Genomic DNA, 26,201 nt, shown 5'->3' with positions numbered 1-26,201 from the left:
GCCGCCCCTCTTCAGCTCAATTCAGCTGGAAGTGAAGCGGGTAGGTGCCGTCCTGGAACGGCCCGAAGAGATCGGGAATATCCGGGTGATCCACGGGTTCGCCGGAATAATCCGCGATCAGGTTCTGCTCGGAGACATAGGCCACATAGTAGCTCTGCTCATTCTCCGCCAGAAGATGATAGTAGGGCTGCTCCTTCGCGGGACGGCTGTCTTCGGGGATCGCCTCGTACCATTCCTCGGTATTGGCAAACTCCGGATCAACGTCAAAGATCACCCCGCGAAAGGGGTGCTTCTTGTGTCGGACAACCTGTCCGAGGTGGTATTTCGCACGCGTACTTAACATCACAAACAAGCCCCTTACCGATCGAGCCTAAACGGTTCAAGTGCGATTTGTCCAATCACAGCATGCGAATCTTGCGAAACAGTTTGTGATGCTACCGCTGACAGTCTCGGCGACGGCCCGCTGATCGTGCCGTTCGGCAAGAAGTGACTAAAAACATGGCGTTCCGGGTCAAGACACGTAAAACGTGATTCCCCAAGCGGTCATTTTCAGCTAAGCTGTGGAAAAACATATAAGAGAAGCGAGAGGCAGATGAGCAGAACTCTTCGCGCTTTGGCACTGGTTGTTTTGGTGGCCTCCTGCGGGGGCGGCCAGGGCACGGCACCGCGGCATCTGGATGACGCGTGCAGAATCGCCGACGAGCGCCCCGAATATCTCAAGGCATTCCAGCGCACCGAGCGGAAATGGGGCGTTCCGGTGCATGTCCAGATGGCGACCATGCATCAGGAAAGCAAGTTCATTTCCAACGCGCGCACACCCTACCGCTACGCGCTTGGCGTGATTCCCATGGGGCGCGTCTCCAGTGCCTATGGCTATGCACAGGCGCTCGATGGCACGTGGGATGACTACAAGAAGTCCACCGGCAAGCGATTTGCCCGCCGCGACCGGATCCGCGACGCCTCGGACTTCATGGGGTGGTACATGGTCACCAGCCGCTCGAAAAACGGAATTCCGCTCACGGACGCGCGCAACCAGTACCTCGCCTATCATGAAGGCCACACCGGCTATGCCCGCGGCAGCTACAATCGCAAGTCCTGGTTGCTGGATGTGGCCAACAAGGTCGACGCCCGCGCCGATGTCTACCAGGCACAACTCGCCACCTGCGGTCTGCGCTGAACCGCTCAGCGTTCCTGTTCACGCAGCGCGACACCCGGATCAAAGAGGGTGTTGCGCAGGCTCACGCCCGTCTCGAACGCCCCCAGGACCACGGTGGTCTGACCGCCATTGGCATCGTTGATCACCCATTGCCGCAGTTGCACCGGGTTGTCGGTAAAGCTCATCTGGATGGTGCCGTATTCGGCGTTGTTCGGGTCCTGCGCCGTCACGATCGTCGCCGTTCCGTCATAGTCATGCCCGATCACCATTCGCGCCTGGCCCAGGTTGACCTGGCGCGCCAGGATGAGCGACAGCGGCGTGCGGCTGAGCGGATAGGTCTCGGGCGGCTGGTTTGACTTCTTGTCAATAATCACGACCGCATTGGCGCTGGCCAGCACCAGCGCCTGTTCCGGCGGATCATATTCGAACCGCATCTTCCCAGGGCGGCTGATGTAGAGCGTGCCCGTGCTGATCGACCCGTCATCGTTGATCTGAGTGAAGGCACCTTGCGCCGTCTTCAGACTGTTCAGATAGGCGGAGATCTCATTGAGCGGCAGCTTCTCGGCCACAGCCGAGCCCGCCGCCGCGATACTCATCAAAAAGGCCGCAATGGCCGGGACCAGACGTGTCATCAAGGGCTCCTCGCGCATCCGATGTCCCCTCCGACATAGGTCGGCAGGGGATGATATGCGATAGCAGCGGTCCTGCGCCGCCGCAATTCGCTGTGAGTTCGGAGGTAACGCGCGAGGCTCAGCCTTGTTCCGGCACCAGAATCTCGCGCTTGCCCACGTGGTTGGCCGCCGAGACCAGACCCTGCTCTTCCATCTGCTCCACAAGGCGCGCGGCCTTGTTGTAGCCGATGGCGAGTTTGCGCTGGATGTAGCTGGTCGAGCACTTGCGATCCTTGATCACAACCTGCACCGCCTGGTCATAAAGCGCATCTTCGCCGTCGGTGTTGCCGCCCAGACCCAGCACAAGGTCGATGTCGCTCTCCTTGTCCTCGGACGGCCCTTCGACCACGCCCGACACATAATCCGGCTCGCCGTAGGCTTTCAGGTGGTTCACGATCTCCTCGACCTCCTCATCCGACACGAAGGGCCCGTGGCAGCGGGTGATCTTCGCGCCCCCGGCCATGTAGAGCATGTCGCCCATGCCCAGAAGCTGCTCGGCCCCCATCTCGCCCAAGATGGTGCGGCTGTCGATCTTCGAGGTCACCTGGAAGGAGATCCGCGTGGGGAAATTCGCCTTGATCGTGCCGGTGATCACGTCGACCGACGGGCGCTGCGTCGCCATGATCAGGTGGATGCCGCTCGCCCGCGCCATCTGCGCCAGGCGCTGGATGCAGGCCTCGATCTCCTTGCCCGCCACCATCATCAGGTCGGCCATTTCATCGACGATCACGACGATGTAGGGCAGGGCCTCGGGCGTGTTCTCTTCGGTCTCGAAGACGGGCTCCCCCGTCTCATCGTCAAAGCCGGTCTGGACCGTGCGCGTGAACATCTCGCCCTTGTCCAGCGCCTCGCGCACCCGGCCGTTGAAGCCTTCGATGTTGCGCACACCCATCTTGGACATCTTGCGATAGCGCTCTTCCATCTCGCCTACGACCCATTTCAGCGCCACCACCGCCTTCTTCGGATCGGTCACCACGGGGCTCAGCAGGTGCGGAATACCGTCATAGACGCTCAGTTCCAGCATCTTGGGGTCGATCATGATCATCCGGCATTCTTCCGGCGTCAGCTTGTAAAGCAGGCTGAGGATCATGGTGTTGATCGCAACGGACTTGCCCGAGCCGGTTGTCCCCGCGATCAGAAGGTGGGGCATCTTGGCGAGGTTGGCGACCACCGGGTCACCACCGATGTCCTTGCCCAAAGCCAGTGGCAGGCGCATGTTGCTGTCGCCGAAATCACGGGCCGAGAGAATCTCGCGCAGCACGACTTTCTCTCGGCTGTCGTTGGGCAGTTCGATCCCGATCACGGAGCGCCCCGGCACGGTCGAGACCCGCGCCGAAAGTGCGGCCATGGAGCGTGCGATGTCATCGGCCAGACCAATCACCCGGCTCGCCTTGAGGCCCGGCGCCGGTTCCAGCTCGTACATGGTCACAACGGGCCCGGGACGCACGGCAACGATTTCGCCCTTCACGCCGTAGTCATCGAGCACCGATTCCAGCATGCGGGCGTTCTCTTCCAGTGCCTCGTCGCTGAGCTGCAACCGCGGCACGTTGATCGGGTTTTCCAGAAGGCTCAAGGGGGGCAGCTCAAAACCCGGATGGGTGTCCTCGAACGACAGCTTGGGCTGCGCCTCGGCCTGCGCGCGGGTCGAGGGCTGGACCGGCTTGCGCGCGGGCTGTTGCACCACCCGGCGCGGTTCTGGCGCGGCGGGCAATTCCACGAGGGGGTCGACCGCCTGCGGCTCCCCGTAGTCCATCTCGTCGGGCGCCGGTGGGATCGCGGGCGCCTGCCCCGCCGTAAGTGGAGGCTCGGCCCGCGCGCCGCTTGTTTCGAGCAGCAAGGCGTCCGGCCCACGGCCCCGGCCACGGGTCAGCGGTGCCGTCACCGGCGTCTGGACCGCCTTGCTGGTGCGGGCGCGCGACTTGATGACATCCGCGATACGCGCCTTGATCCGGTCCTCCCCAGGCACATCGTCCACATCCGCAGCCATCTCGGCCTCAACGAGTTCGGGTTCGGGCATGGCCTCGGGGCGCTTGATCAGCCCCGGCATGCGCGAGAAGATGCCGACCCGCGGCTCGGCGCGCAGCTCCTGGAACGCGGGTGCGCCATCTGCGGGCGCCACCTCGGTGTGAACGGCCTCTTCCGCGATCGCCGCAGCCCGGGCCTCGCGCGCCTCGGCGCGGCGTTCCGCATGCCGTGCCGAGATCGACTGTGCCGTGGCCAGGGCCCCGCTCGCCCCTCGCCCGAGCAGCGCCATCAGCCCCGCGTAGAGCATGACGATGCCAACCAGAAGAAAGCGGGCGACGCGGATCAGCTCCGGCTTGGTGAAGCCCGTCACAAAGGCGCCAAAGGCCAGGATCCCCAACGCCATCAACACTGACATCAGCTTGACCGTGAAGGTCGAGCCGATGGGCAGAAGCGTCAGCATGAAGCCCATGACCGTATCACCGAAGAGGCCGCCCAAACCAAAGCTGTGGGTGTCGAGCCAATTGCCATCCGGCGAGAGTGTGGCCGCGTAAATAGAACCCAGCGCAATCGCGATGGGCGCAAAGATCAGCCGCCCGATCGCCCGCTCCGAGCCCTGATGCAGCGCAAACCGCAGCCCCCAGGCCACCAGCACCAGGCCCATGCCCCAGGCGCCCCAGCCCACGATCATGAAGAGCGGTGCGGCCAGCGAGGCACCGGGGCGCCCCATCCAGTTCTGCACTGGCGCATCGGTAGAGACCATCCAGTTCGGATCGTCCGGCGTGTAGGAGGCGATCATCGCGCAAGCCATGCACCCCAGCGTGATCAGGACCAGCCCCAGCAGTTCCTTTCCCCGTTTCTCGACCGCTTCCGCCATGGAGCTGTCAAGGAGTGGGTCGCGCCCGCGTGTCTGATATGCCATGCTCTGATCCCTCGTTATCTACGACCGGTAGAGGCAGTCGCGGATCAGTTCGATCCCGCGCTCCGTCTCCGCCTTTGGGGCCACCATCGCGGCCCTGATGTATCCTTGCCCCGGGTTGCTGCCGTCCCAATCCTGCGCGAGATAGCCGCCCGGCAGCACCCGCACGCCGGTTTCGCGCCAGAGCTTCACCGCGGCTGCCTCGTCATTCTCCACCGGCAGCCACAGGAAAAACCCGGCTTCGGGGCTCGCATAGCCCGGCACATTGCCAAGAATGCGATCCGCCAGCTCGTATTTCTCGACGTAAAGCGCGCGGTTCTCTTCCACATGCGCCTCGTCATTCCAGACGGCCGCAGCGGCGGCCTGCAAGGGCTGCGGCAGCGGCGTGCCTGCGAAATTCCGCAGCTGCTGGATCTCGCGCATGTTCTCTGCACCGCTCGCCACGAAGCCCGAACGCAGGCCTGGCAGGTTAGAGCGTTTCGACAGCGAGTGGAAAATCACCACGCGGTTGAGGTCCGCCCCCTGCTCATGTGCCACTTGCAGAGCGCCAACGGGCGGGCTGTCCCGGTAGATCTCGGAATAGCACTCATCCGCGAAGATCTTGAAATCATACTGCTCGGCCAGCGCGATCAGCTCCTGCCAGTATTCCCGCGAGGCCACGGCCCCCTGCGGGTTCGCGGGTGAACAGATGTAGACCGCCGTGGTGCGGTTCAGCACGTCCTTGGAAACGCTGGAAAAATCAGGCAGGTGGCCGTTTTCCCGCGTTGCCGGCACCATGATCGGGTCGGCATCGACCGAAAGGGCTGCAATCATATAGACCTGATAGAAGGGGTTCGGCATCAGGATCGCCGGGCGTTTGCCGCCCTTGGCCTCCGGGCAGAGCGCCATGACCGCGTTGTAGAGCCCCTCGCGCGTGCCGTTCAGCGTCATGACGTTGCGGTCCGGGTCCAGCGGCACGCCATAGCGGCGCTGCACGAAGCCAGCGATCGCCGCACGCAACTCGGGTGTGCCATCGTTCGGCGGGTAATTGTTGAATCCGCCCGCGTTCTCGGAAATCACGTCCATAACCCAGGCAGGAAAGGCGTGTTTGGGCTCGCCAATGGTCATGTGAATGGTCGGCCCGCCGCCCTCATGGACGTCGAGCAACGCGCGCAAGCGCGGCCACGCATGTGCCGGAAGGTTCGAAAACCGCTCAGGATACACCATCAAACTGCCTCAGATCGGGATCATGTACGCCCCGTTTGCCTCAACCTACCCAAGCGCACCGGCTGCGTCCAGAAAAACGCGCAGTTTTGTGCTGGTTTGTGGCTTTTAGGCCAAGGCGGTCTCGGCTGCCACGCCAAGCCGCAAAAGAGCCTCTTCGCTGTTTGGCGGCACCATCATCATGACCCCAGAGCTGGGCACACCCGTGGGCAGTGTCAGCGCGCAAAGCCCCATCAGATTGCCGATCCGCGTGTTGCGCAGGGTCAGCAGGTTTTCCCGCACATAGTAATCGTGATCCGTGTTCAGACGCGCCAGCTTGGGCGGCAGGATCGCCGCGGTCGGCAGCAGGACGGCGTCATAGGCGCAGGTCGCCCGATCATAGGCAGCTCGCGCGGCGTCGAGGGCTGCCCAGGCCGCGACGTAGTCGGGCCCGGAATAGGTCTTCCCCAGCCTGAAGCGGTCGAGAATCTCTTGGAACATGGCGTCCGGGTTGGCCTCGATCACATCACGCCAGAGACCGTAAGCCTCTGACGTATAGAGACAACTTGCCTGCTCCATCGCCGTTTGGATCTCGGGCACCTCGATGTGCTCGACCGATGCGCCGGCGGTGGTGAATTTCAGAAGCGCTGTCTGGAACGCCTCCATCGGATCTTCGCGCAGATCGTCAAGCGCGACGGTCTTGAGCACCGCAAAGCGCCGCCCCTGAAGGGTTGCCCCGGTCAAATCAGGCGGCTGACGCCCCTCCAGCGCGGCCATCAGAAGGGCGGCATCCTCGACAGAGCGGCAGAGCGGGCCGACGGTATCGAACTTCAGCGCCAGCGGCACCACACCTTCGAGACTCAGGCGCCCGGAGGTGGTCTTGAGCCCCACGAGATCGTTCCATACGGACGGAACACGCACCGATCCCCCGGTATCGGAGCCAATGCCCGCCGCCGCGAGCCCAAAGGCCACCGAGGCCGCGGCCCCCGACGATGACCCGCCCGGCACCGCGTCGGGATCGTTCACGCAGGGCGGCGTACCGGTGTTCGGATTGTAGCCAAGCCCGGAGAAGGCAAGCTCGGACATATGGGTTTTGCCCAGACAGACGAGCCCCGCAGCCGTCGCATTGGCCAGCACCCGCGCGTCCGCCACCGGCACGCGGCCCTCCAACAGCTTGGAACCCGCCTCGGTGGGAATTCCGGCGGTGTCGAAGAGGTCCTTCCAGCTGATAGGCACGCCATCGAGCAGGGACAACCGTTGGCCGGAGGCCGCACGGGCGCCGGCGGCGGCGGCTTCGGCCAGTGCACGCTCTGGCGTCACACGCGCGTAGATGTCGTCTTTCAGGGCGTGGCCTTCGATGGCGTCGAGATAGGCCCGGGTCAGCGCGACCGGCTCGATCTCGCCCGCGGCGATCCCCCGTCCGAGATCCGCCGCCGTCATCTCCAGCCATCCTTGCATGTTCTGCTCCTGCTCTGCCCCGCGCGACGGTAGCGACGCAAGCGCGCATGGACAATCCCCCGCCCCGCACCCTATTGAGACCTATGAACTTCGACAGCTACATCATCATCGTCGGCGGAGGCTTGAATGGCCCGGCCCTCGCGCTTGCGCTCGCCAGCGCCGGGCAGAGCGTCACACTGATTGACGCGCTGCCGCTCAAGACCCGCAAGAGTGCCGGCTTTGACGGCCGCTCCTATGCGATGGCGCTGACATCCACGCGTCTTTTCAAGGCCTTGGGCCTTTGGGATACCCTCGAGGAGGTGGCGCAGCCGATCCTCGAGATCAAGGTCACCGATGGGCGCGCGGGGGACGGACCGTCACCCTTCTTCATGCACTTCGATCATGCGGAGATCGAAGAAGGCCCGATGGGTCACATGGTCGAAGATCGGCACCTGCGGCCCGCGCTTCTCGATGCGGTCAAGGCGCAAAAGGCGATCCGCCAGATCAACGGGGACGAGGTCGTGGCCCAGACGGTCGAGGCGACCGGCGTGCGCGTTGAACTGGCCTCGGGCAAGATGGTCAGCGCGCGGCTTCTGATCGGCTGTGACGGGCGCGGCTCGGGCACCGCCGAACGCGCCGGGATCGGACGAACCGGTTGGGGATACGGCCAAACGGCACTGGTCTGTGCCGTGAAACATGCGCTGCCCCACCATGGGGTTGCGCATCAGTTCTTCATGCCGCCCGGGCCGCTGGCGATCCTGCCGCTCACCGGTGACCGCTCGTCCATCGTCTGGAGCGAGACCGACGAGACCGCCCGGGCCATCAACGCCCTGCCAGAGGCCGAGTATCTGGATGTGCTCCGCCCCCGCTTCGGCAGCTTCCTGGGAGAGATCTCGCTGGCCGGAGCGCGGTTCACCTATCCGCTGTCTCTGTCGCTCGCCAATGCGCTGATCGCGCCGCGGGTGGCGCTGGTGGGCGATGCGGCACACGGCATACACCCGATTGCAGGCCAAGGGCTGAATGCCGGCATCCGCGACATCGCGGCCCTTGCGGATGTGATTTGTGACGCCGCGCGTCGGGGCGAAGACGTTGGTGCGGCATCGGTGCTCGGCAGGTACCAACAGTGGCGACGGTTCGACAATGCGAGCCTGGCGCTTGCCACAGATACTTTCAACCGGCTGTTTTCAAACGACAGTTCCGTCGTGCGCGGCCTGCGCGATCTGGGCATGGGGCTGGTCTCAAGCATCCCCGCGCTGCGACGCGGCTTCATCCGCGAGGCCGCCGGGCTGACCGGGGATCTCCCCCGACTTCTGCAAGGCAAGCCGCTCTGACGCGTCCGGTTTCGACTGGCCCGACACCGGACGCGTTCTAGAGCGTTTCGCCTTTGACCCGAGACAGGATATGTCACCTATTGCGGTGATTTCATTGAAATCAGACAGCGATAGGTGGTTCAAGTTCAAGGCGAATTGCTTTAGTCGAGCACCCGCGCCTCATCGACCAGCATGACCGGAATGCCGTTGCGGATTGGATAGGCGAGATTGGCGGTGGTGGAGATCAGTTCCTGCCGCTCCGCGTCGTATTTCAAGGTGGTCTGGCTGCGCGGACAGATGAGCGCCTCCAGCATCCGGCGGTCGAACCCGGTGGTGTTTTCCGTCATTGAATCATCTCGGTCTCGCTGCCGCCCCTCAGCTGATATTCAATCAGCGTGATCAGCGTCTCGCGGCGCGTCGGCAGGGATGGTGCTTCGAGCAGCGCCTGTTTGTCCTCGGGGTCGAAATCCAGCATCATCGACAGGGAGTTGATCAGCAGCTCGTCGTCAGCTTCCTTCAGCGTATCCCAATCCGCCGAGAGCTGCCGGGCATCGAAATAGCGGCCCAGCAGCGTCATGAACTCGGACCTGTTAAAGCCCGTGTCCTGCTCTTCCGGGCCCAGATCGCGGTCAAAGCCGTCCCACTTCACATCGCAGCGGCGATAGGGCGTGAACCCCTGAATTTCCTGGACAACCCGGAACCGCGAGATCCCCCCAAGCGTGATCAGGTATCGCCCGTCTTCCGTTTCGGAGAACTGCATGATCCGGCCCGCACAACCGATAGAGTGCAGCCCGCTTCCGCTTCGCCCGGGCACTTCATTGGGCTGGATCATTCCGATCAGCCGGGTGGAGGTCTTGAGCGCGTCTTCGAGCATCTGCAGGTAGCGCGGCTCGAAAATATGTAGCGGCAGCCGTGCCCGCGGCAGGAGCAAAGCGCCGGGAAGCGGAAAAATCGCAATTGTATCGGGAAGCTCTGCTGCCTTTACCATGAGGGAGCACCTAGCCCGCGGGCAGCCTCAGGCAAATATCATCGAACTCAGCTTACGGCGCCCGTTCAAAACCACGGGATCGTTCGGTTTCAGCGCCTCGAAGATCGTGAAGAGCTGGGTTTTGGCAGCGCCCTCGTTCCACTCGCGGTCCCGGCGAAAGAGCTCCAGAAGCTCCGCCACAGCGGCTTCCACATCACCGGCCGCGTGCAGCGCCAGCGCCAGGTCGAACCGCGCCTGGTGATCGTCCGGGCGCGCGTCGACGGCCGCCCGGAGCTCGTCGAGCGGGCCGGCGTCCTCGGCCTGACGCGCCAGTTCAAGTTGCGCATGGGCCGCCTCCAGCTCGGGTGCCGAAGAGATGTCCGCCGGCGCGCCGTTCAGGATCGCCTCGGCCTGATCGAGCTGGCCCATCACGATATGCGCGCGCACCATACCGGCGTAAGCGCCCGCATGGTTCGGATCTTCCGCGAGGATCGCTGCAAAGGTTTGTGCCGCATCCGCCGCCGCACCTTCCGCCAACATCTCATCCGCAGCGGCCACCGCCTCGTCGAGGCTCTCGCCCGGTGCTTCCCCGCCCGCGGCCTTCACCACCCGATCGATGAAGGCCTTGATCTCGGATTGCGGCACGGCGCCCTGAAACCCGTCGATCGGCTGACCCTTGAAGAAGGCATAGACGGTCGGGATGGACTGGATCTGCAGCTGCCCCGCGATCATCTGCGCTTCGTCCACGTTGACCTTGACCATCTTGACGGCGCCCTTGGCAGCGCGCACGGCATCTTCCAGCTGCGGGCCAAGGGTCTTGCACGGCCCACACCATGGCGCCCAGAAGTCGACAATGACCGGTACCGTGCGGGATGTCTCCACCACGTCCGCCATGAAGGTCGCTTCCGTCGAATCCTTGATCAGATCCGCATCTGCCGGGGCGGTGTTCAGGTTCAGGTCCATCGTCTTTTGTCCTTCCGGGTTGCGTCACGGGTTATATGGGAGACGCTGCGCCAATTCAAAGGTCAAAACTGGCGAAGACGGGGGCGTGATCGCTCGGTTTCTCCCAACCGCGGGCCGCGCGCATGATCCGGCTGGAATGCGCAGCAGCAGCGATGTCCGGGCTCGCCCAGACATGGTCGAGCCGCCGCCCCTTGTCCGCGGCATCCCAGTCACGGGCGCGGTAGGACCACCAGCTGTAGAGCCGGCCCTCGGGAATGTCGCCCCGGGTGACATCGACCCAGCCCCCGGCCTCCTGTGTCTGGCCCAGATGATCAACCTCGATGGGCGTGTGGCTGACCACCTTCAAGAGCTTCTTGTGATCCCAGACATCATCCTCGCGCGGGGCGATGTTGAGATCGCCCACGAGGATCGATTTCTCCGGCCGATTGTCGCGAAACCAGTCGCGCATCTCGGTGAGGTAATCGAGCTTCTGGCCAAACTTCTCGTTCACGTCGCGATCCGGAACATCGCCGCCTGCAGGGACATAGAAGTTGTGCACGGTCACGCCGTTTTCGAGCTGTCCCGCAATATGCCGCGCGTGCCCCAGCGCTGCGAAGTCATGCGAGCCAACCTCCTGCATCGGCAACTTCGACAGGATCGCAACCCCGTTGTAGCCCTTCTGTCCGCGCGCGACGACGTACCCGTAGCCTGCGGCCGCGAAGGTCTCGAGCGGCATCTTGTCGACCGGGCTCTTGCATTCCTGCAAACACAGCACGTCCGGGCCTTCTTCCGACATCAGCTTGAGAACCAGATCGGACCGGAGCCGCACCGAATTGATGTTCCAGGTCGCCAGAGTAAAGGTCATATGCACGCTCCCACCAGATGTGGCGGCACCCTAGCCTGTCGCCACCGGCTCCGCCATGCCGAAACAGGCGCATTTCGCCCGCGGCGCGCGCTGGTCGCAGGACAAAAAAAGACCGGGCACAGGGCCCGGCCAAGTCCAACAGGGAGGTTGCATGTCATTACCCGGACATGCACGGGATTCCTGAAGAGGCGTGAATGACCAACGCCTGTTTATATATAATCGTAAAATGGTTAACAAAAAGCCAACGCCTTACGCCATGAGACGATATCCGCCTGATTCGGTCACAAGAAGCCGGGCATTCGAGGGATCGGGTTCGATTTTCTGACGCAGCCGGTAGATATGGGTCTCCAGCGTGTGGGTGGTCACGCCCGCATTGTAGCCCCAGACCTCGTGCAACAGAACGTCCCGCGGCACCACCCCATCGGTCGAGCGATAAAGGAACTTCAGAATGTTCGTCTCTTTTTCGGTCAGACGGACCTTTTTGTCGTCCTCCGTCACGAGCATCTTCATCGACGGCTTGAACGTATAGTGCCCAAGCTGGAAGACCGCATCTTCAGACTGTTCGTGCTGCCGCAACTGCGCGCGGATCCGCGCCAGCAGCACCGGGAACTTGAACGGCTTGCTGACATAGTCGTTCGCACCGGCGTCGAGCCCGAGGATCGTATCGGCATCGCTGTCATGCCCGGTCAGCATCAGGATCGGGCTCTTGACCCCCTGTTTGCGCATCAGGCGACAGAGTTCACGGCCATCGGTATCCGGAAGGCCAACGTCGAGGATAACCAGATCGTAGAGCGCCTCTTTGGCGCGCACCATCGCATCGGCACCGTTGGCGGCCTCGAATACGTCAAAGTCTTCGGTCATGATCAGCTGCTCGCTCAGCGCCTCGCGCAGATCGTCATCGTCATCGACCAGCAAAATCTTCTTCAGTTGCGGCATGTGGTCTCTCCCTTAGGTGCCCAAGACATGTGTCCTGGCAGGCGGTCTCGCAAGTTTGCGGCAAATGCTCTCACGCGCTCGTGTTACAGGCCCCGTGAAATGTTTCAATTCCGTTCGAATTGGCGTAGATCAGCCGCCGAAACATCAGGCATTGTAACATCATGAGCATCGGCCCCGACATCACGGAACAGCTCGCGCGGGCGCGCGCCGACCTTCGCATGGGTGTTCCGGTCATCCTCGATGGGGAGGATGCCGTGCTGATCTTGGCCGCCGAAACGCTGAATGCCGAACGGCTTGCAGCCGTGCACCAGATGCCGGGGGATAGCGTCATAGCGATCACCGCGCGGCGGGCCGAGACGCTGAAAGCCCGGGCCTATGACGGCGATCTCGCGCGCGTTCAGCTGCCTGCAGATGCCACGCTGGACTGGGTGCGCGGCATCGCGGACCCGGCCGGTGATCTGATGACGCCGATGAAGGGCCCGCTCGCTTGCGCACGCGGCGGCAGCGCGGATGCACATCGCGCAGCCCTTCAACTGGCAAAATCCGCGCGGTTGCTTCCGGCGGCTCTGGTGACATCGCTCGACGACCCCGAGGGGTTCGCCCGGGCCAACGGGCTGACCCGGATCGCACGCGCCGACGCTGAGGCGCATCTCGCGGAACGCAGCCCACTGCACCGGGTGGTGAGTGCGCGCCTGCCGCTGGAAGTGTCAGAAGCGGGTCGGCTGCATGTGTTCCGGCCGGAAGATGGGGGCGAGGAGCATTACGCCATTGAAATCGGCCGCCCGGATCGCGCCCAGCCGGTTCTGGCACGGCTGCATTCCGCCTGTTTTACGGGCGATCTCATGGGTTCGCTGAAATGCGACTGTGGCCCGCAACTGCGGGCGGCCCTGGCGCAGATGGGTGCGGCGGGCCAAGGCGTGCTGCTCTATCTCAACCAAGAGGGCCGCGGGATCGGCCTGGCCAACAAAATGCGCGCCTATGCGTTGCAGGATCAGGGGTTCGACACGGTCGAGGCCAATCATCGCCTGGGCTTCGAAGATGATGAGCGTGACTTTCGTCTCGGCTCCGACATTCTGACCGCCTTGGGGTTTTCGAGTGTGCGGCTGCTGACGAACAATCCGCGCAAGGTCGAGATGATGCAGGCCAGCGGGATCCGGGTGGCAGAGCGCGTGGCCCTCGCCGTGGGCGAGAACAGGCACAACGCCGCCTATCTGGCAACGAAAGCCGCGAAATCGGGCCATCTTCTGTGAGACCGGACGATCTGGTCCTGACCCCACGCGGGCTGCGGTTTCAGGGGCGTCTTTATCCGTGCACCATCGGAAAGACAGGTTGTACCGCGCGCAAACGCGAAGGCGATGGGGCAACACCGATCGGTGTGCACCGGATCGTCGGCATGCTGTACCGGCCCGACCGGATGGCCCGGCCGGCAGATTGGGCGCTGCCCATCGGACCGCGCGATCTGTGGTCTGACGATGTCGAGGCGGAGGACTACAATATGATGGTCCGGGCGCCCTATGCCGCCAGTCATGAGCGACTGCGGCGGGCCGATCCCCTCTACGATCTGATCCTGCTGACCGATTGGAACTGGCCCTATGCGGTCAAGCGGCGCGGATCGGCGATCTTCATCCACCAGTACCGTCGGGCCGGGTTTCCGACCGAAGGCTGCATCGCGCTCGCCCGTGCAAATCTGCGCAAGATTGCAGCCAGGATCACGTTTGAAACGCGCCTCATCGTTCCTGAGGCTTGCGCCCGGTAATCGCGCTATCCCGGTGTCCGCTCCCCGAAGATCGCCGAGCCGACGCGGACATGCGTGGCGCCCAGAGCGATCGCCTTCTCGAAATCCGCACTCATGCCCATGCTCAGCCCATCCAGACCGTTGCGCCTCGCGATCTTTGCCAGAAGTGCGAAATGCAGCGAGGCTTCCTCATCGACAGGCGGGATGCACATGAGCCCGCAAATGGGCAGATCGAGCGCCTTGCAGTCGCTGACAAAGGCATCCGCCTCCGACGGCAGAACACCCGCCTTCTGCGGCTCCTCGCCGGTATTGACCTGAACGAAGAGGTCCGGGCAGCCGCCCGTCTCCTGCGCAAGGCGCGCAAACGTCTTGGCGAGTTTGGGCCGGTCCAGTGAGTGGATCGCCTGGAAGAGCTCGAACGCCTGTCGCGCCTTGTTCGTCTGAAGCGGTCCGATCAGATGCAGGTCGATCCCATCGAAGCGGGCCCGAAAGTCGGGCCACTTGCTGGCGGCCTCCTGGACACGGTTCTCACCGAAACACCTATGACCTTCGGTCAGGACGGCGTTGATGCGGGCGTTGGGCTGGACCTTCGAGACCGCGATCAGCTTGATCGCATCGCTATCGCGACCCGATGCACGCGCCGCCTGGGCAACCCTGTCCGAAATCTCCTGCAATCCCATGTCTCGCCCCGCGTTGGTCGTCCGGCCACAAGATAACAGCCCGGCGCAAAAGAAAAGGGGCAGACCCACGGCCTGCCCCCAAACTTGTCAGATGTTCAGATCGACTTAGAAGTCGAAGCGAACACCCAGGTCGGCAATGGTGTTGCCGTCTTCGTTCGAGCCGACCATACCGTCGAGGCGCACACCGCCGCCGAGCGAGTGGCGGAAGCCGATGCCGTAGGAGGTATCGTTGCCGTCGGCGCCGCCGTCAGAGACGGATGCCAGGATGTTCGTTGCCGCGCCAACCGGGATGGAGGCAGATGCACCGAACACGGCGTCGTCGTCACCTTCGAAGTCGGAGATCAGGAACGAAACATCTGCGATACCGATCGTGCCGGACAGGGTTGCGACAATCCAGTCCTGCTCAGGCGAGTCGCCGATCGCGGCTGCTTCGAACTCGCCATAGACGATGCCGAAGGTCCACGCGCTGAAGGTGTAGGACGCGCCGATTTCAAAGGAATCGCCGGCCGAAGCGGTGTCGGTTGTCGCACCGAGGTTGTCCTGATGGTCGTCTGTGTACGACGCCATGACTGCGAAGTCACCCATTTCGTACTTGACGTTGATGCCGTTGGCACCGGCGCCGGTGCTGTCGAACGCGGGCAGGGACACACCGGAGTTGGCGTACTGGCCGGTCTGACCAACGAGGCCCGGCTCGAAGCCGAAGTAGTCGACAACTTCTGCCGCGTCTGTCACGCCGGAGATGTTACCGACGCGAACGCGCAGGCCGCCGGAGGACACCTGGAACCGTGCGCCCGAGAATGTACCTGCGTCAACGGAGTTGTCTGCGTTCTCGTTGGCTTCAACACGGATCCGTGCAGCGAAGCGAACGCCGCCGTCGGTTTCTGTCGACGAGTCGATGTTCAGACGGTAGCGGCTCTCAATCCGAGTTTCCTCTTCGGTACCACCCGCACGATCTTCTTCGTAGAGGATACCGAACCGGCCGTAACCGTTGAAGTTAAAGTTTGCTGTGTCAGCTGCTACGACACCGGCTGTTCCGACCAGCGCTGTTGTAGCGATGAGAAGTTTTTTCATGAACTTGTCCTCGGTTTCATTCGTTGTCCAATGGGAGAATCCCTTTTGAACCTGCGCTGTTCTTCGCTCCTAAAGCCCCCCTTTTGCAAGAACTTGGACGAGGGCGGGACGAGAGCCGGGAAAAATGGTGCAGCTTTGCCACACTCCAAGGCGGCGCCCAATCTGGCCGGGAATCCATGGGGGCAAAGACCGCCGATCCAAAGGGGCAATTGACGATAACGCCCTTGTCCCTCCTCACCCTGTTGGATTAACGTGCAGCACGAAGTGAGCAGCGGACAGCGTTATGACACAGACCAGTTTTTTCAGGCTTCTTGCCACCCTCAGCATCGCCGTCGCGCTGTCTGCCTGTAGCCAGGGTGACAGCTCTGGTGGCAACCCCCGTCCGTTTGACGACCCCGATGTCGACAGCGACATCGCCCGGGTCTCAGATGGCCGTGGTGCCGAGACAATCTGGGATGCCTTCGGCCGTCGCAATGTCGAGACCAACGTTGCCGTCAACAAGTACATCTGGAGCGCCTCGCTCGAAGTGCTGAACTTTCTGCCTGTGCAGTCGGTTGACCCCTTTACCGGTGTGATCATTACGGGCTTCGGCCGGCCCCCGGGCGGCGGTCGGTCGTACCGGGCGACCGTCTTGATCAACGACCCGGCGCTTGACGCGCGCTCGCTCAACGTTTCGCTGCAAACACAAGGCGGCCCGGCGAGCGCGGCCACCGTGCGTGCCGTCGAAGACGCGATCCTAAGCCGGGCCCGTCAGCTGCGTATCGCCGATAACAGGCTCTAAAGTCAGAACTTTTCAGACCCAAGGATACCAGCGCCGGGCCCCGTAGACAAAACGGCTCCCGGCGCTCTTACGTGAGAAGGACGCATCATGACGCGTTACACACCCGCCGAGATCGAGGCCCGCTGGCAAGCGGCCTGGGCGCGCGACGAGATCTTCAAGGCCGTGCGCTCCGCTGACAAACCGAAATACTATGTGCTTGAGATGTTCCCCTACCCCTCGGGTCGCATCCACATGGGGCATGTGCGCAACTACACCATGGGCGACGTGATCGCGCGCTACAAGCTCGCAACGGGCCACAATGTGCTGCACCCGATGGGCTGGGACGCCTTCGGCATGCCGGCCGAGAATGCGGCGATGGCCATTGGTGGCCATCCGAAGGACTGGACCTATGGCAACATCGAGGACATGCGCGACCAGATGAAGCCCTTGGGCCTCTCCATCGACTGGTCCCGCGAGTTCGCCACCTGCGACCCGGAGTATTACGGCCAGCAGCAGGCGCTGTTCCTCGACTTCCTCGAAGCGGGGCTCGTCTATCGCAAGAATGCCCAGGTGAACTGGGACCCGGTCGATATGACCGTGCTCGCCAACGAGCAGGTGATCGACGGCAAGGGCTGGCGCTCGGGTGCCGAGGTGGAGCGGCGCGAGCTCACGCAATGGTTCTTCAAGATCAGCGATATGGCAGGCGAATTGAAAGACGCGCTGGAAGGCTTGGAGAACTGGCCCGCCAAGGTGCGGCTGATGCAGGAGAACTGGATCGGCGAGAGCCGCGGCATCGAGATCCCTTTTGAACGCACCGATGGCGGAGGCACGATCCTCTGCTACTCGACCCGGCCCGACACCATGCGCGGTGCCTCCTTCATAGCCGTCTCGCCGGACCACCCGGTCTCCAAGGCGCTGGAAGGCAGCAACCCGGAGCTCACTGCCTTCATCGAAGACTGCCGCAAGATGGATACGACCGAAGCGGCCATGGAGAAGGCCGAGAAGAAGGGCATCGACACAGGCTTGCGGGTGAAACACCCGGTCTATGAGAGCGTCGAGTTGCCCGTGTGGATCGGCAACTTCGTTCTCATGGACTATGGCACGGGCGCCGTTTTCGGCTGCCCGGCCCATGACCAGCGGGATCTGGATTTCGCCCGCAAATACGATCTGCCGGTGCGGAATGCGTTCTACATGCCGGGGGGTGAGACCGAGGTGGGGACCGAGGCGCTTGTCCCCGCGAAAACCGAAAAGGTCGTCTACATCGACCATTTCGCGGGGCTTGGTGAGACAACAAGCCAAGACGGCATCGACGCAACCATCGATTACTTCGAGGCCAACGACCTTGGCAAAGGTCAAACCAAATACCGCCTGCGGGACTGGGGCCTCAGCCGCCAGCGGTATTGGGGCTGCCCGATCCCGGTGGTGCATTGCGATGACTGCGGCGTGGTGCCGGAGAAGAAAGAGAACCTGCCCATCGAGCTGCCCTATGACGTGAGCTTCGATGTACCGGGCAACCCGCTCGACCGGCACCCGACCTGGCGCGACACCGCCTGCCCCACCTGCGGCAAGCCCGCCAAACGCGAGACCGACACGATGGACACCTTTGTCGATTCATCGTGGTACTTCGCCCGCTTCACCGCCCCGGATGCCGAGACGCCCACCTCGATGGAGGACGCTGCCTATTGGATGAACGTCGATCAATATATCGGCGGCATCGAGCATGCGATCCTGCACCTGCTCTATTCGCGGTTCTTCGCACGGGCCATGCGGATCACCGGGCATTTGCCGCAAGGCACCGAAGAGCCCTTCGATGCGCTTTTCACCCAAGGCATGGTGACGCATGAGATCTACATGACCCGTGACGAGAGAGGACGGCCCGTCTATCACCTTCCGGACGACATTCACTGGACCGAGTCCGGCGCCCGGCTCGGCGCCGACGGTCCGATGGTCGAGGTCGTGCCTTCGGCGAAGATGTCGAAGTCGAAGAAAAACGTGGTGGACCCGGTCAATATCATCTCGGCCTACGGGGCCGACACCGCACGCTGGTTCGTGCTGAGCGACAGCCCACCCGAGCGCGACGTGGAGTGGACCGCCGCCGGAGCCGAGGCCGCCTTCAAGCATCTGACCCGGGTCTGGAATCTCTGCGACCGCATCGGCGCGATGGGCAAGGATGCGAAAGGCGAAGGCGACGAGGATCTGCTGCGTGCCATGCACAGCTGCATCCACGATGTGACCATGGGCATCGAGAGCTTTGGCTTCAACGCCGCCATCGCCAAGCTCTATGCCTTCACCGCCACCTTGCAGAAATCCAAGGCGAGCCATGCCGCGCAGCGCGAGGCAGTCATGACCCTGGCGCAACTCATGTCGCCGATGACACCGCATCTGGCCGAGGATATCTGGGCGCATCAGGGCGGCCAGGGGCTGATCGCCACGGCCCCCTGGCCCAAGGCGGATCAGGCGATGCTGGTCTCCGACACCGTCACCCTGCCCGTTCAGGTCAACGGCAAACGCCGCGCGGAAATCACCGTGCCCACCGACCTACCGAAAGAAGAGGTTGAAAAGGCGGCCCTCGCAGATCAGGCTGTGATCCGAACGCTGGACGGCGCAAGCCCCAAGAAGATCATCGTTGTACCCGGACGGATCGTGAATGTCGTTGTTTGACCGCCGATCGCTGTTGATGCTGCCGCTGGCGCTTGCCGCCTGCGGCTTCACGCCGGTCTATGCGCCGGGCGGCAGCGCGACGAAGCTGCAAAACAACGTCACTGTCTCCGAGCCCGACACGCGCAACGGCTTCCTCGTGACCCAGCGGATCGAGGAGCGACTCGGGCGCGCGGCCGATCCCACCTATCGGCTCGCGCTGAGTGTGAGCTCCAGCCAGCAAAGCCTTGCGGTGGACCGCGAAGGCAACATCACGCGCTACAACATCCTCGGACGCGCGGACTATTCCCTTGTCGAAGCGAATACCGGCCGGGTCATCACCTCTGGTCAGGTGGACAACTTCACCGGGTATTCGGCAGCGGGCACGACCGTTGCCACGCTTGCGGCCGAGCGCGATGCGGAGCGGCGGCTGATGGTCCTTCTCGCCGATCAGATCGTCACCCGCGTCCTTGTCGCCGACCTCTGATGAAGCTCTCGACCCGCGACGCCAACGCGTACTTCGCAAAGCCGGATGAAACCAAGGCCGGCCTTCTGATCTACGGCGCTGACGGCATGCGCGTGGCGCTCAAACGCCAGCAGATGCTCTCGGCGCTTCTGGGCGAGAGCGCCGAGGAGGAGATGCGCCTCAGCCGGATGAGTGGGACCGATATCCGCAAGGATCCCGCGCTGCTGATGGATGCGGTCAAGGCGGTTGGGTTCTTCCCCGGCCCGCGCGCCGTCTTCGTCGAGGAGGTAAACGATACGGCGGCACCCGCAGTGCTCGCCGCATTGGAAGACTGGCGGCCGGGAGATGCACAGATCGTGGTGACCGCAGGCGCGCTCAAACCCACGTCGAAAATCCGCAAGGCCTTCGAGGCGCACCCGCAGGCCTATGCCGCCGCGATCTATGACAATCCGCCCACGCGCGACGAGATCGAGGGTACTCTGCGCGATGCTGGGCTAACCGACATCCCGCCGGACGCCATGGCGGCGCTGACCGATCTGGCGCAGCTCATCGACCCGGGCGACTTTCGCCAGACCATCGAAAAGCTCGCGCTTTACAAGATGGGCGACGCGGCACCGGTCTCGCTAGCGGATATCACGGCCTGCGCCCCCACGTCGACCGAAGCGGATGTGGATGACATCCTGATGGTCGTCGCCGAAGCGCGCCCGCAGGAGATCGGACCGGTGATGCAGAAGCTGGCCGCACAGGGCGCCACGCCGGTGGGGCTCTGCATCGGCGCGATGCGCCATTTCCGCGCCCTGCACCGCGCGGCCAGCGACACGTCGGGGCGGCCCGCGATCTTCGGCCCGAACCGCGACCGCATGATCGCACAGTCGCGTCAATGGGGTGCTGCCAAGCTGGAGACGGCCATCACACTCCTGACCGACACCGATCTTCAGCTCCGCTCGGCGGGTCAGAATGCGCCGGGCATGGCGCTGGTCGAACGTGCCTTCATCCGTTTGGCCATGCTGGGCGGGCGCTAAGCCTCACTCGGGCGCAAACAGCGCCATCACCTCGTCCGTGGTCATCTGATGCGTCTTCTCCGCAAAGCTGTAGCCCTTCGGCTTGTTGTCGATGAAGAGCTCGCCCGTCATTTTCGCGTCACCCAGATCGTCCACTGTACCCGCGCCGAAATGGTAGGTCCCCGCGTGCGGGCCTGGCGCGGTCACGCGGTAGTACAGGCTGCTGCCGCAGGTCTTGCAGAACGCCCGCTCCGCCCATTCCGATGAGGCATAGGTTGTCAGATTGTCCGCGCCTTTGATCTCGACCGCATCCGGCTTGGCCTCGAGACCGATGTAGATGCCCCCGCTCCACTTGCGGCACATGTTGCAGTGGCACGCGCCGATCTCTGCCGGTTCGTCTTTCAGGGTGTAGGTCACGGCGCCGCAGAGGCACCCTCCGGTCTTGGACATCTCATCACTCCACTTGTTTGAACTCTGGTCGTGTTCATTGGTCGCACAGGCCCCTGACAGTTTATGGCAACAGTTGTCAGCATCTGTCTCGCGTGGAAGTGTAGACCGAGGCCATTTCTTCTGGGGAGACTTTCGAACATGTACAAGGTCATCGGTGCCACCAAGTCGCGTGCCCTCCGTGTGTTGTGGATGCTGGAGGAATTGGGCCAGCCGTATGAGCACATCAACGCCGGCGCGCGCAGCCCCGAGGCCTTGGCCTACAACCCGCTTGGCAAGATCCCCGCGCTGGTCGACGGGGACGCGGTGCTGACCGATTCGGTTGCGATCATGACCTATCTGGCTGACAAGCACGGCAGGCTCACGGCACCTGCGGGCAGCGTGGCCCGGGCGCATCAGGACGCGCTGACCTTCTGGCTGATCGACGAATTCGACGCGATTCTCTGGGCGGCGGCCAAGCACAGCTTTGCCCTGCCCGAAGAGCGGCGCGTGCCCGCCGTGAAAGACGCGCTCAAATTCGAATTCGAGCGCTCGGCGGCGATCCTCTCAGACCGGCTCGACGGCCCGTTCCTGATGGGGGACGAGATCACAGTGCCGGATATTCTCGCCTGCCACTGCCTGAACTGGGCGATTGGTGCCAGATTTCCGCGCACGGACGACAAGCTCTTTCACTACGGCAAGGCCCTGCGCGACCGGCCGGCGTTTCAAGCCGCCTCGGCGGCATAGGCGGCCGCGCCGCGCCCGGCCCAGCGCCCGGTGGCGAGGCACGCGGTGATGAGATAGCCGCCCGTGGGCGCTTCCCAATCGATCATCTCCCCCGCGCAGAAGACGCCCGGCACCTGTTTCAGCATCAGACCGGGTGTGAGCGCGTCGAAGCGCACACCGCCTGCGACGGAAATCGCCTGGTCCATCGGGCGCAGGCCCTGATGCTCCAGCCGCAGGTGCTTCAGCACCCGCGCCAGTGCCTCGGGGTCCTGCGGGAGGGGGCGGGCCATCTCCTGCGCAAGCGCGAGCTTCACCGGATCGAGCCGCAGCGCTTTGCGCAGGTGGGTGGAGAGGCTTGCCTTGCCGCGCGGCCGGGAGAGTCGGGCCGCGACCGTGCTCTGATCCAGGTCCGGCAGAAAATCGACCGACAGGCGGTGCTGCAGGCGGACAGCACGGCTGACCTCGTAAATACCACCTCCCTCGATCCCGGTCTCGCTGATCACGGCTTCGCCGCGCGAAGACATCGGACCGGCTTTGAACCGCACGCCTTTCAGCGCATGACCAAGATGTTTGCCCATGTGATCGGACCAGCCGATCTGCAACCCGACGTTGGCAGGTTCAAAACGGCTGAGCGCCACGCCGCGGGTGGCGAGATGTCCGGTCCAAGCGCCGTCCGAACCAAGCCGGGCCCAGCTTGCGCCGCCCAGCGCCAGAACGGTGACGTCCGCGACAATCGCTTCGCGCCCCTGCGGCCCGTCGAAGACGGTCATGCCACCCTCCCAGCCCTGCCAGCCCATGTTGGTGCGAAACGCCACACCTGCCGAGCCCAGCCGCTGTAACCACGCACGCAGCAGCGGCGAGGCTTTCATTGCGCGCGGGAAGACCCGGCCCGTCGAACCGGTGAAGATCTCCTGTCCCAGACCCCGCGCCCAGTCCTGCACGGCCTGTGCGTCGAAGCTCTCGAGGATTGGACGCAAGGGACGTGCCGCTTCGAAGTAGCGCGGCAGCATCGCCTCAAACGGTTCATCCTTGGCCAGGTTGAGACCCGACTTTCCCGCCATGAGAAACTTGCGCGCAACTGATGGTTTGGCCTCGCAGACCATCACTGCATGGCCGGCGCGGGCCAGTTCTTCGGCGGCCATCAACCCTGCGGGTCCGGCCCCGATCACCAGCGCGTGGCTCACCCAGAGACCTGTGGTGCGTCGCCTTTGAACTCCACCACCCTGTGCGGATAGGGGATTTCGATGTCGTTGTCCTTCAGCGCGTTCCAGATCAGGAAGAGCACGTCCGAGGTGTATTTGTTCGGCCCGTCGTCGAGCCCGTTCACCCAGAACTCCACGGCGAAGTCGATGCCGCTGTCACCGAAGCCGCGCAGCTCGCAATCGGGCGGATAGGGCGCGTCGAGCACATCCGGATGCGTCGCCACCGCCGCTTCGATGATTGGCGGCACGCGGTTGATGTCGGTGTCGTAGCTGACGGAGAACGGCGCCTCATAGCGGTTGGCCGAGCCGCTGTCGGAATAATTCACCACGCGTGTCGTGATGAAATCCTCGTTCGGCACCACGATCCATCGGCCATCGAACGTCTCGAGAATCGCGGCGCGCGCGGTCATCTTCACGATCTGGCCTGCTTCGCCGCCGTCAAGCTCCACATAATCGCCCACCGTCGCCTGCCCTTCGATCAGCAGGATCACACCGGAGATGAAGTTCGACGCGATCTTCTGCAGCCCGAAGCCGAGGCCAACACCGATCGCCCCACCGATCACAGCCAGAGCGCTGAGGTTGATGCCCATGATGTTCAGCAGCAGCAGGAAAGCGACTGCGAAAATGGTGAACTCGATGGCCTTCGCCGTGAGCTGCCGCAACGAAGGCCGCATGTCCTGCTGCGCCTCGATGAACTGCGAAGTCTGGCGCGTGGACCAGCCGCCCAGCCAGAAGAGCACGCCTCCCGCGATCACCCCGCGCACCAGCGACATCACCGAAAAGGAGATGTTGCCCAGCGTCACGGTCATCTCGTTCAGCTGCGCCACCAGCGGGTCGAGCAGCCCCACGGTGTAGAGCGCGGCGATGGGCAGCAGCAGATAGCGTCCGAGCAACTTCAGGAACGGGTCAGCGATGATCTCTCGCACCAGCGTGCGTATGGCGAGGAACAGAAAGAGCCGCTTGCCAAAGGCGATCACCGCGCCGCTGTCGAAGAGCGAGCGCACGACGCTCTCACCAATGGCCGTGAAGACATAGGCCAGCAGCGGCAGGAGCAGCGGCAAGCCGAGCAGCAGCGCCTGCCGCGCCTGCGACAGCAAAGTCTCGGACCCGTCAGGCGGGGTCAGCACGCGGGTCAGAACGCCGCGCAGCCGCCGTGCGACCAGCAGCGCAAGCAGATACGCCACGATCAGCAACGCAAACTGCGACCATGCCTCGGGGCTCAGGACCCAGGACCGGGCAAGATCCAGGACCATGACCGCATACTCCGCCGCCTGTTGCACGATCTCCGGCTGTGCGGCGAGGTCGAAGTCCACTCGAATGCCCCCTTTTCATCCCCCAAGTGACACCTAAAGTCTTGCCCGTCACCGTCTGCCGGAGCAAGCCCAGATGTCCGATCCGATCTGCCCGCTCTGCACGCGTCCGATCCCTCCGGACGTCAAGCAGAGCCTGCACCACCTGATCCCGAAGCTGAAAGGCGGCAAGGGCGGGCCGACGGTGCTGCTGCATCACATCTGTCACCGCGAGATTCACGCCACGCTGACCGAGGCAGAGCTGGCGCGGGACTTCTCGACCATCGAGGCGTTGCGCGATCATCCGCGATTGCAGAAATTCATTTCCTGGGTTCGGAAACGCCCGCCCGGGTTCCTGTCAAAAGTGCCCGGCGGGCGGCGAAAGCGATAGGGACGCGTGGCACATATCCTTGATCTGGCGCGCCAGCTCGCGCTCGGCCGCCACAGTGTCGGCGGCCAGCGCCCGCGCCTGGGCCAGCAGGTCCTCGGGCGGCACGATCCGGTCGATCAGCCCGAAGCGCAGCGCTTCCTCGGCGTCGATCTTCTGTCCGCCCATCAGGATCAGCTTCGTGCGCGCCGCTCCGATCAGCGCCGCCATGCGTGGCGGATCACTGGGCTGCGGCAGGAACCCCAGTTTCATCACCGGGTAGAAGAATCGTGCCGCTGGCACCGCGATGCGGATGTCGCAGGCCAGCGCCATGCCCATGGCCCCGCCCGCCAACGTCCCGTTCAGCGCCGCGACCGTCAGCCCCGGCAAGCTGGCCACCGCCCCGGATAGCTCTTCCCAAAGAGGTGATGTCGCCAGCCCGGCCCGCGCCGCCTCAAGATCGGCGCCCGCGCTGAAGACCTTGCCCGCGCCGGTCAGGATCACGGCGGGTGCCTCCTGTGCGGCGCGCATGGCATCCCTCAGATCCCGCAACATGTCCTCGGTCAGCGCGTTGGCCTTGTCGGGCCGGTTGAGGGTGACCGTCCAGACATCGCCTGCGCGGTCAACCTCGATCATATGAGACCCGCCTTGCGGCGGATGTCTTCATCGCGAAGGGAAATCTCCTGTCCGCACCACGCATCCGCCTCCGGGCTGCACATCCACAAGAGCGCGCGCGCCGGCCAGTCCGCGGGGATATGCACATCCCAGTCGAGCTGGCTCACCGGGTTGATGCCGCTCGCTTTGATCTCGCGCTGCATCTGTGTGGCAACCGTGCCGGGCGAAAGGCCCATGGCGCGGATGCCGTGCGACGCTTCTTCATTGTCGAGGCAGCGTGTCAGCATGTTCACCGCCGCCTTGGAGGCGCAATAGTGGCTCCAGGCTTCCACCGGCCCGTGCGCAGCACCTGAGCTGATCGTCAGCACCGAACCGCCACCTGCGGCCTTCATCACCGGCACCGCGGCGCGCATCCCGTAGTAGACGCCCTTGAGGTTGATATCGATCACGTCCCCCCAGGCCTGCACGTCCGAGGTGCTGAGATGCGAAATCGGCTCGATGACACCTGCATTGTTGATCAATACGTCGAGCCCCCCGAAGGTATCGACCGTCGTTTCGACCGCGGCGCTGACCTCGCGGTTGCTCGCCACGTTGCAGGGGATGGCGATGGCCTGTTGGCCGATCTCGCCCGCCAGATCCGCGATCTCGGTCTGTCCGCGGGCCACCAGCGCCACATTGGCGCCGGCCCGCGCAAAGACGCGTGCCGTCTCTGCTCCGATGCCACGGCTTGCGCCGGTGATCAGAACCGTCTTTCCCGTCATATCCATCAGCAGCCCTCCGTCTCTGTGTCCGAGTCGTAGAGGGCGAAGGGCAGAGGGTCCAGAGCCACTTCCCCTTGACCATCTCCAAGCCATCGCAGACCATGCGCGCGATAAAGCA

The 26,201-nt window shown here is 63.7% G+C and carries 27 protein-coding genes; 10 read left to right on the top strand and 17 right to left on the bottom strand.

The annotated features are described in order from the left end of the window. Window positions 1-16: 16 nt before the first annotated feature. A complete protein-coding gene (hspQ, locus tag MUB52_RS02180; RefSeq protein WP_263842540.1) occupies window positions 17-343 on the bottom strand; it encodes a heat shock protein HspQ in 327 nt (108 codons plus the stop codon). 249 nt (window positions 344-592) lie between these two features. Between hspQ and MUB52_RS02175 the strand changes: the two genes are divergently transcribed. Continuing rightward, a complete protein-coding gene (locus MUB52_RS02175) occupies window positions 593-1,177 on the top strand; it encodes a transglycosylase SLT domain-containing protein (RefSeq protein ID WP_263842539.1) in 585 nt (194 codons plus the stop codon). A 5-nt stretch (window positions 1,178-1,182) separates the two neighbouring features. Here MUB52_RS02175 and MUB52_RS02170 read toward each other — a convergent pair whose 3' ends face one another. From MUB52_RS02170 to MUB52_RS02155, 4 genes are all read right to left on the bottom strand, one after another. Beyond that, on the bottom strand, window positions 1,183-1,788 hold the full coding sequence (locus tag MUB52_RS02170) for a LolA family protein (RefSeq protein WP_263842538.1): 606 nt from the start codon (window positions 1,786-1,788) through the stop codon (window positions 1,183-1,185). Window positions 1,789-1,906: 118 nt separating this feature from the next. Then, window positions 1,907-4,711 carry a DNA translocase FtsK gene (locus MUB52_RS02165; RefSeq protein ID WP_263842537.1) on the bottom strand — a complete coding sequence of 935 codons (2,805 nt, stop codon included), beginning with the start codon at window positions 4,709-4,711 and terminating at the stop codon, window positions 1,907-1,909. An 18-nt stretch (window positions 4,712-4,729) separates the two neighbouring features. Next, window positions 4,730-5,911, bottom strand: coding sequence for an aminotransferase class I/II-fold pyridoxal phosphate-dependent enzyme (locus tag MUB52_RS02160; RefSeq protein WP_263842674.1), 1,182 nt, complete (start codon window positions 5,909-5,911; stop codon window positions 4,730-4,732). Window positions 5,912-6,019: 108 nt separating this feature from the next. Continuing rightward, window positions 6,020-7,348, bottom strand: coding sequence for an amidase (locus tag MUB52_RS02155; protein WP_263842536.1), 1,329 nt, complete (start codon window positions 7,346-7,348; stop codon window positions 6,020-6,022). An 83-nt stretch (window positions 7,349-7,431) separates the two neighbouring features. Here MUB52_RS02155 and MUB52_RS02150 point away from each other — a divergent pair, with 83 nt between their 5' ends. Continuing rightward, complete coding sequence (locus tag MUB52_RS02150) at window positions 7,432-8,658, top strand: FAD-dependent monooxygenase (protein ID WP_263842535.1); 1,227 nt, start codon at window positions 7,432-7,434, stop codon at window positions 8,656-8,658. A 140-nt stretch (window positions 8,659-8,798) separates the two neighbouring features. On the opposite strand, the gene MUB52_RS02145 is transcribed toward MUB52_RS02150, so the two are convergent. From MUB52_RS02145 to MUB52_RS02125, 5 genes are all read right to left on the bottom strand, one after another. Beyond that, window positions 8,799-8,984 carry a Trm112 family protein gene (locus tag MUB52_RS02145; protein WP_263842534.1) on the bottom strand — a complete coding sequence of 62 codons (186 nt, stop codon included), beginning with the start codon at window positions 8,982-8,984 and terminating at the stop codon, window positions 8,799-8,801. Then, window positions 8,981-9,625, bottom strand: a complete 645-nt coding sequence (locus MUB52_RS02140) for an LON peptidase substrate-binding domain-containing protein (protein ID WP_263842533.1) — start codon at window positions 9,623-9,625, stop codon at window positions 8,981-8,983. Before MUB52_RS02140 ends, MUB52_RS02145 begins: the two co-directional genes overlap by 4 nt. Before the next feature lie 27 nt (window positions 9,626-9,652). After that, a complete protein-coding gene (locus tag MUB52_RS02135) occupies window positions 9,653-10,567 on the bottom strand; it encodes a thioredoxin family protein (protein WP_263842532.1) in 915 nt (304 codons plus the stop codon). Window positions 10,568-10,622: 55 nt separating this feature from the next. After that, window positions 10,623-11,411, bottom strand: coding sequence for an exodeoxyribonuclease III (locus tag MUB52_RS02130; protein WP_263842531.1), 789 nt, complete (start codon window positions 11,409-11,411; stop codon window positions 10,623-10,625). Window positions 11,412-11,660: 249 nt separating this feature from the next. Next, the gene (locus MUB52_RS02125) at window positions 11,661-12,347 is read right to left on the bottom strand and encodes a response regulator transcription factor (protein WP_263842530.1); all 687 of its coding nucleotides are present in this window, start codon (window positions 12,345-12,347) and stop codon (window positions 11,661-11,663) included. A 161-nt stretch (window positions 12,348-12,508) separates the two neighbouring features. Between MUB52_RS02125 and ribA the strand changes: the two genes are divergently transcribed. Both ribA and MUB52_RS02115 read left to right on the top strand, forming a co-directional pair. Continuing rightward, the gene (gene ribA, locus MUB52_RS02120; RefSeq protein WP_263842529.1) at window positions 12,509-13,597 is read left to right on the top strand and encodes a GTP cyclohydrolase II; all 1,089 of its coding nucleotides are present in this window, start codon (window positions 12,509-12,511) and stop codon (window positions 13,595-13,597) included. After that, the gene (locus tag MUB52_RS02115; RefSeq protein WP_263842528.1) at window positions 13,594-14,103 is read left to right on the top strand and encodes a L,D-transpeptidase family protein; all 510 of its coding nucleotides are present in this window, start codon (window positions 13,594-13,596) and stop codon (window positions 14,101-14,103) included. Before ribA ends, MUB52_RS02115 begins: the two co-directional genes overlap by 4 nt. Window positions 14,104-14,108: 5 nt before the next feature. Here MUB52_RS02115 and MUB52_RS02110 read toward each other — a convergent pair whose 3' ends face one another. After that, on the bottom strand, window positions 14,109-14,762 hold the full coding sequence (locus MUB52_RS02110; protein ID WP_263842527.1) for a YggS family pyridoxal phosphate-dependent enzyme: 654 nt from the start codon (window positions 14,760-14,762) through the stop codon (window positions 14,109-14,111). A gap of 105 nt (window positions 14,763-14,867) precedes the next feature. Continuing rightward, window positions 14,868-15,833 (bottom strand): porin, encoded by a 966-nt coding sequence (locus tag MUB52_RS02105; RefSeq protein WP_263842526.1) that lies wholly within the window; start codon window positions 15,831-15,833, stop codon window positions 14,868-14,870. Window positions 15,834-16,116: 283 nt separating this feature from the next. Between MUB52_RS02105 and MUB52_RS02100 the strand changes: the two genes are divergently transcribed. The 4 genes from MUB52_RS02100 (at window position 16,117) to holA (ending at window position 20,718) form a co-directional block, all read left to right on the top strand. Next, window positions 16,117-16,614, top strand: coding sequence for a DUF3576 domain-containing protein (locus MUB52_RS02100; RefSeq protein ID WP_263842525.1), 498 nt, complete (start codon window positions 16,117-16,119; stop codon window positions 16,612-16,614). 87 nt (window positions 16,615-16,701) lie between these two features. Continuing rightward, a complete protein-coding gene (leuS, locus tag MUB52_RS02095) occupies window positions 16,702-19,254 on the top strand; it encodes a leucine--tRNA ligase (protein ID WP_263842524.1) in 2,553 nt (850 codons plus the stop codon). Further along, entirely contained in the window at window positions 19,241-19,717 is a 477-nt protein-coding gene (lptE, locus tag MUB52_RS02090) for an LPS assembly lipoprotein LptE (protein WP_263842523.1), read from the top strand. Before leuS ends, lptE begins: the two co-directional genes overlap by 14 nt. Then, complete coding sequence (gene holA / locus MUB52_RS02085; RefSeq protein WP_263842522.1) at window positions 19,717-20,718, top strand: DNA polymerase III subunit delta; 1,002 nt, start codon at window positions 19,717-19,719, stop codon at window positions 20,716-20,718. Before lptE ends, holA begins: the two co-directional genes overlap by 1 nt. Window positions 20,719-20,721: 3 nt before the next feature. Here the strand turns inward: holA and MUB52_RS02080 are convergent, their stop codons facing one another. Next, the gene (locus tag MUB52_RS02080; protein ID WP_263842521.1) at window positions 20,722-21,147 is read right to left on the bottom strand and encodes a GFA family protein; all 426 of its coding nucleotides are present in this window, start codon (window positions 21,145-21,147) and stop codon (window positions 20,722-20,724) included. A gap of 138 nt (window positions 21,148-21,285) precedes the next feature. Here MUB52_RS02080 and MUB52_RS02075 point away from each other — a divergent pair, with 138 nt between their 5' ends. Continuing rightward, entirely contained in the window at window positions 21,286-21,870 is a 585-nt protein-coding gene (locus tag MUB52_RS02075) for a glutathione S-transferase family protein (RefSeq protein WP_263842520.1), read from the top strand. Here MUB52_RS02075 and MUB52_RS02070 read toward each other — a convergent pair. Next, on the bottom strand, window positions 21,849-23,033 hold the full coding sequence (locus MUB52_RS02070; protein WP_263842519.1) for a TIGR03862 family flavoprotein: 1,185 nt from the start codon (window positions 23,031-23,033) through the stop codon (window positions 21,849-21,851). The genes MUB52_RS02075 and MUB52_RS02070 overlap by 22 nt on opposite strands. Continuing rightward, entirely contained in the window at window positions 23,030-24,364 is a 1,335-nt protein-coding gene (locus tag MUB52_RS02065; RefSeq protein WP_263842518.1) for a mechanosensitive ion channel family protein, read from the bottom strand. Before MUB52_RS02065 ends, MUB52_RS02070 begins: the two co-directional genes overlap by 4 nt. A gap of 73 nt (window positions 24,365-24,437) precedes the next feature. On the opposite strand from MUB52_RS02065, the gene MUB52_RS02060 reads away from it, so the two are divergent. Beyond that, on the top strand, window positions 24,438-24,731 hold the full coding sequence (locus tag MUB52_RS02060; protein WP_263842517.1) for an HNH endonuclease: 294 nt from the start codon (window positions 24,438-24,440) through the stop codon (window positions 24,729-24,731). On the opposite strand, the gene MUB52_RS02055 is transcribed toward MUB52_RS02060, so the two are convergent. Further along, on the bottom strand, window positions 24,699-25,343 hold the full coding sequence (locus MUB52_RS02055; RefSeq protein WP_263842516.1) for an enoyl-CoA hydratase/isomerase family protein: 645 nt from the start codon (window positions 25,341-25,343) through the stop codon (window positions 24,699-24,701). The genes MUB52_RS02060 and MUB52_RS02055 overlap by 33 nt on opposite strands. After that, window positions 25,340-26,089 carry an SDR family oxidoreductase gene (locus MUB52_RS02050; RefSeq protein WP_263842515.1) on the bottom strand — a complete coding sequence of 250 codons (750 nt, stop codon included), beginning with the start codon at window positions 26,087-26,089 and terminating at the stop codon, window positions 25,340-25,342. Before MUB52_RS02050 ends, MUB52_RS02055 begins: the two co-directional genes overlap by 4 nt. Window positions 26,090-26,201 lie beyond the last annotated feature (112 nt).

It is taken from the genome of Roseobacter sinensis (genome assembly GCF_025755255.1).
Lineage (GTDB): Bacteria > Pseudomonadota > Alphaproteobacteria > Rhodobacterales > Rhodobacteraceae > Roseobacter > Roseobacter sinensis.
This window is presented reverse-complemented; position numbering and strand designations above follow the sequence as displayed.

Excerpts from the sequence above, each read along its gene's own strand:
- hspQ (WP_263842540.1), bottom strand. The coding sequence starts at position 343 with ATGTTAAGTACGCGTGCGAAATACCACCTCGGACAGGTTGTCCGACAC.
- MUB52_RS02175 (WP_263842539.1), top strand. The coding sequence starts at position 593 with ATGAGCAGAACTCTTCGCGCTTTGGCACTGGTTGTTTTGGTGGCCTCC.
- MUB52_RS02170 (WP_263842538.1), bottom strand. The coding sequence starts at position 1,788 with ATGACACGTCTGGTCCCGGCCATTGCGGCCTTTTTGATGAGTATCGCG.
- MUB52_RS02165 (WP_263842537.1), bottom strand. The coding sequence starts at position 4,711 with ATGGCATATCAGACACGCGGGCGCGACCCACTCCTTGACAGCTCCATG.
- MUB52_RS02155 (WP_263842536.1), bottom strand. The coding sequence starts at position 7,348 with ATGCAAGGATGGCTGGAGATGACGGCGGCGGATCTCGGACGGGGGATC.
- MUB52_RS02150 (WP_263842535.1), top strand. The coding sequence starts at position 7,432 with ATGAACTTCGACAGCTACATCATCATCGTCGGCGGAGGCTTGAATGGC.
- MUB52_RS02145 (WP_263842534.1), bottom strand. The coding sequence starts at position 8,984 with ATGACGGAAAACACCACCGGGTTCGACCGCCGGATGCTGGAGGCGCTC.
- MUB52_RS02140 (WP_263842533.1), bottom strand. The coding sequence starts at position 9,625 with ATGGTAAAGGCAGCAGAGCTTCCCGATACAATTGCGATTTTTCCGCTT.
- MUB52_RS02135 (WP_263842532.1), bottom strand. The coding sequence starts at position 10,567 with ATGGACCTGAACCTGAACACCGCCCCGGCAGATGCGGATCTGATCAAG.
- MUB52_RS02130 (WP_263842531.1), bottom strand. The coding sequence starts at position 11,411 with ATGACCTTTACTCTGGCGACCTGGAACATCAATTCGGTGCGGCTCCGG.
- MUB52_RS02125 (WP_263842530.1), bottom strand. The coding sequence starts at position 12,347 with ATGCCGCAACTGAAGAAGATTTTGCTGGTCGATGACGATGACGATCTG.
- ribA (WP_263842529.1), top strand. The coding sequence starts at position 12,509 with ATGAGCATCGGCCCCGACATCACGGAACAGCTCGCGCGGGCGCGCGCC.
- MUB52_RS02110 (WP_263842527.1), bottom strand. The coding sequence starts at position 14,762 with ATGGGATTGCAGGAGATTTCGGACAGGGTTGCCCAGGCGGCGCGTGCA.
- MUB52_RS02105 (WP_263842526.1), bottom strand. The coding sequence starts at position 15,833 with ATGAAAAAACTTCTCATCGCTACAACAGCGCTGGTCGGAACAGCCGGT.
- MUB52_RS02100 (WP_263842525.1), top strand. The coding sequence starts at position 16,117 with ATGACACAGACCAGTTTTTTCAGGCTTCTTGCCACCCTCAGCATCGCC.
- leuS (WP_263842524.1), top strand. The coding sequence starts at position 16,702 with ATGACGCGTTACACACCCGCCGAGATCGAGGCCCGCTGGCAAGCGGCC.
- lptE (WP_263842523.1), top strand. The coding sequence starts at position 19,241 with ATGTCGTTGTTTGACCGCCGATCGCTGTTGATGCTGCCGCTGGCGCTT.
- holA (WP_263842522.1), top strand. The coding sequence starts at position 19,717 with ATGAAGCTCTCGACCCGCGACGCCAACGCGTACTTCGCAAAGCCGGAT.
- MUB52_RS02080 (WP_263842521.1), bottom strand. The coding sequence starts at position 21,147 with ATGTCCAAGACCGGAGGGTGCCTCTGCGGCGCCGTGACCTACACCCTG.
- MUB52_RS02075 (WP_263842520.1), top strand. The coding sequence starts at position 21,286 with ATGTACAAGGTCATCGGTGCCACCAAGTCGCGTGCCCTCCGTGTGTTG.
- MUB52_RS02060 (WP_263842517.1), top strand. The coding sequence starts at position 24,438 with ATGTCCGATCCGATCTGCCCGCTCTGCACGCGTCCGATCCCTCCGGAC.
- MUB52_RS02055 (WP_263842516.1), bottom strand. The coding sequence starts at position 25,343 with ATGATCGAGGTTGACCGCGCAGGCGATGTCTGGACGGTCACCCTCAAC.
- MUB52_RS02050 (WP_263842515.1), bottom strand. The coding sequence starts at position 26,089 with ATGGATATGACGGGAAAGACGGTTCTGATCACCGGCGCAAGCCGTGGC.